The 3,709-nt window shown below is 62.7% G+C and carries 3 protein-coding genes; all 3 read left to right on the top strand.

Annotated features, from left to right (window positions below; translation table 11 throughout):
• The first annotated feature begins 179 nt into the window (after nucleotides 1-179).
• The 3 genes from nadB to nadA are packed head-to-tail and all read left to right on the top strand — an operon-like array spanning nucleotide 180 to nucleotide 3,628.
• Entirely contained in the window at nucleotides 180-1,772 is a 1,593-nt protein-coding gene (nadB, locus tag HMPREF2890_RS05760) for an L-aspartate oxidase (RefSeq protein WP_070466481.1), read from the top strand.
• Nucleotides 1,773-1,811: 39 nt separating this feature from the next.
• A complete protein-coding gene (nadC, locus tag HMPREF2890_RS05755; protein WP_070466479.1) occupies nucleotides 1,812-2,696 on the top strand; it encodes a carboxylating nicotinate-nucleotide diphosphorylase in 885 nt (294 codons plus the stop codon).
• Complete coding sequence (gene nadA, locus HMPREF2890_RS05750) at nucleotides 2,696-3,628, top strand: quinolinate synthase NadA (protein ID WP_070466542.1); 933 nt, start codon at nucleotides 2,696-2,698, stop codon at nucleotides 3,626-3,628. Before nadC ends, nadA begins: the two co-directional genes overlap by 1 nt.
• Nucleotides 3,629-3,709 lie beyond the last annotated feature (81 nt).

Raw genomic sequence — 3,709 nt, 5'->3', positions numbered from 1 at the left:
GATCCCTCCGGGGCTGCGCCCCTGCGGGATCAGCAGGCGAGATGACACCCCACCAAGGGTGCTTTCTTCTTAGTTGTAGTGCTCAAAGGTGTCACCAATCGATGCGATGCGCGCACGGCTTAGGGATTGAGTGACAAAAAGGCTACATTTGTAGAGAGTATAACCAGTACCGTAGTATAATGAAGCGGCTTTTTGACTTTGTCGTCGTCGGCGGCGGCCTCGCAGGCCTATACTCTGCCTACCATCTCTCCCGACGCGGCTCCGTAGCCTTGATCGCTCAGGGAGCGGTCGAGGACAGCAATTCGTACCACGCTCAGGGCGGCATAGCCGCTGTCAGTGCGCCGGGCGACACCACCGATGAGCACTATGACGACACCATCGTTGCCGGTGTCTACCTCAACGACCCCGATGCCGTCCGCGTCCTCACGGAGGAGGCACCGGCACGGATAAGCGAGGTGGTCGGCATGGGGATGACCTTTGACAAGACTCCCGATGGACAGACCGCTCTCGGACTGGAGGGCGGGCATCACCACCACCGGATCCTCCATGCCGGGGGAGACGACACCGGGCATCGGATCTCTGACTTCATGATCCGCCAGGTGAGGGCGCAGGAGGCGATCACCCTCTTTGAGCACCACGAGGCGCTGGAGCTGATCGTCCGTGGGGGACGCTGCCGTGGCATCCTCGTGTACGACAAGGAGGCACACCGCATCGAGCCCTTCCTCGCCGGTAGCGTCATCCTCGCCACGGGAGGTTGCGGGGCACTCTTCAGCCCCACGACCAATCCTCCCACCGCCCTCGGGGACGGCTGCGCACTCGCTCATGAGGGCGGTGCGGAGCTGCGAGATATGGAGTTTATCCAGTTTCACCCCACGGGACTATACACGGAGACGGACCACGCCTTCCTCATCAGCGAGGCGGTCCGCGGGGAGGGAGCGATCCTCCTTAATGATCACGACGAGCCCTTCATGAAAGGGCGTCACCCCCTGGCCGACCTCGCACCGAGGGACGTGGTGGCGAGGGAGATCTTCCGCGAGATGAAGAAGAGCGGTGCCTCGCACGTCCGCCTCTCACTGAGCCACCTGGACCCGGAGCGCATCCGCCACCGCTTCCCCACCATCACCGCCTACCTCGACTCCCTCGGCATTGACATCACCCGAGAGATCCCCGTGGCGCCTGCCGCCCACTACACCGTGGGCGGGATAGCGACCGACCTAGAGGGACACACCTCCCTCCCCGGGCTCTACGCCGTCGGAGAGGCAGCGAGCACCGGCGTCATGGGCGCCAATCGCCTCGCCTCCAACTCCCTCATCGAGTGCCTCGTCTACGGCAAGCGCGTGGCGGAGAGGGCCGAGGGCGATCCCGTCGACCTCACCGACCTGCCGGAGGAGAGCGTGCCGAGCCTCGGCCGGGAGCAGTCGGAGGAGTGGTACCGGAGGGAGGGAAAGCCGATCGAGGAGAAGTGCGCCCGACTGATGACCGCCTACTGTGGCATCATCCGTCGCGGGGACGAGCTCCGGCGACTGATCGTGCAGCTAGGCACCGAGGAGGAGCGCGTGCGGCCGCTGAGCCGGGACAACGTCTACGCCCTGATGACCCTCCGGAGGCTCCACCTCTCCACGCTGATCGCCCGCTCCGCCCTCTCCCGAGAGGAGTCGCGCGGCTGCCACTATAGGGAGGACTTCACTGCGACAAAGCCGCAGGGCAGCGTCTTCCACACGCTCATCGACCGGGACGACACCATTCGCCAAGAGCCGGTCGCTGAGGAGTAAGAGCGAGTCATTTTTTCATCACCATACTTTAGCACAATCATGCATACATACGACATAGAGGAGGAGAACTTAGATCGTCTCATCGACCTCGCCCTGGACGAGGATGGGGTCTCGCACGACCTCGCCACCCTCTCAATCATCCCGAGGGAGGAGCTCCAGACCGCCTTCATCACCGCCAAGGCGGACGGCATCATCTCCGGCATCGAGGTGGCCCACCGACTGATAGAGGCGGTAGCCGACATCGACGAGGAGGTGGACTATGAGCCACTCGTCGCCGATGGAGACCACATCACCAAGGGGCAGGACCTGATCCGGATCCGCTGCACCTACCGCACGCTCCTCGGGGCGGAGCGGACGATGCTCAATTTCCTCCAGCGCATGAGCGGCATCGCCACGGCGACAGCACAGCTCGTCAAGCTCTGCGAGGGCACCGGGGCGCACGTCCTCGACACGCGCAAGACGCTGCCGGGGCACCGACTGACGGATAAGATGGCGGTACGCCACGGCGGAGGGTACAACCACCGCCTCGGGCTCAGCGACATGTGCCTCCTGAAGGACAATCACATCAAGCTCGCCGGCAGCATCACCGCCGCCGTAGAGTCAGCGCAGCGCTCCCTCCCGCTCTCCATCAAGATCGAGGTGGAGACGGAGACCCTCGAGCAGGTGGAGGAGGCGGCACGGGTCGGTGCTGACATCATTATGCTGGATAATATGTCCACCGAGATGATGACTAAGGCGGTTCGTCTCATTGATGGCCGGGCAAAGACCGAGGCCTCCGGCAACGTCTCCGCCGAGACCATCCGCGCCATCGCCGAGTGTGGCGTCGACTACATCAGCGTCGGCGCCCTGACCCACTCCGTGAGGGCGCTCGACATCAGTATGAACTTTGGACACAAGGAAAAGGGAACCTCAGACAGGAAATGATGACTCAGGAACAGCTCTACAGCGAGATCAAGCGACTTAAGGAGGAGAGAAATGCGGTGATCCTGTCGCACTTCTACCAGACGGCAGAGGTGCAGCGAGCCGCTGACCTGCTCGGCGACTCCCTCCAGCTCTCTCAGGAGGCGGGGCGGACCGATGCGGAGGTGATCGTCTTCTGCGGAGTAAAGTTTATGGCCGAGACCGCCTCGATCATCTCGCCGGAGAAGAGAGTACTCCTCCCCGTCCGATACGCCGGCTGCACCCTCGCCTCAGCGATCAAGGGCTCCGACCTGAGGGCGTGGAAGGAGCAGCACCCTGACGGCATCGTCGTCAGCTACGTCAATACCACCGCCGACGTCAAGGCTGAGACCGACTACTGCGTCACCTCCTCCAATGCCCTCGACATCGTCCGCAAGCTCCCTAAGGACTGCCCGATGCTCTTCTGCCCCGACCGCAACTTAGGCAACTATATCCGCTCCAAGACTGGGCGCGAGATGGACATTTGGGACGGCTGCTGCGTGGTCCACGAGGTGGTCAATCGCATCGCTGTCGAGCGTTTCCTCACAGAGTACCCCGATGCCGAGCTACTGATCCACCCCGAGTCCCCCGTCGCCCGAGAGAGGGACTATCAGGACAATCCGCGGATCCTCTTTGGGTCCACAGCAGCGATCCTCAAGCGTCCCGCTGCCTTTGCCGAGCCGCATACCTTCTGCATCGGGACCGAGATCGGCATCATGACGGAGCTGGAGCGGCGCTATCCGCAGCACACCTTCGTCAGCATGATCCCCGAGAAGCACTGCCGCACGATGAAGCTCATCAGCCTCGAGGACGTGTACGAGAGTCTCCTCCACGACCAGTATGAGGTGAAGGTGCCCGATGATGTCCGCGAGCGGGCAATCGTCCCGATCCGCCGTATGCTCGAGATGAGCAAGTAGGGGTGACGCATTTAATCTTTACATAAGTCATCCAACTCATCGTGAAGAGGGGGTACGAAGCACCCCGACAGGGGTGCCCGT

The sequence above is a fragment of the Porphyromonas sp. HMSC065F10 genome (genome assembly GCF_001808555.1).
GTDB lineage: Bacteria > Bacteroidota > Bacteroidia > Bacteroidales > Porphyromonadaceae > Porphyromonas_A.
Note: the sequence above shows the minus strand (reverse complement) of the source record. Positions and strands in the feature narration are given on the sequence as shown.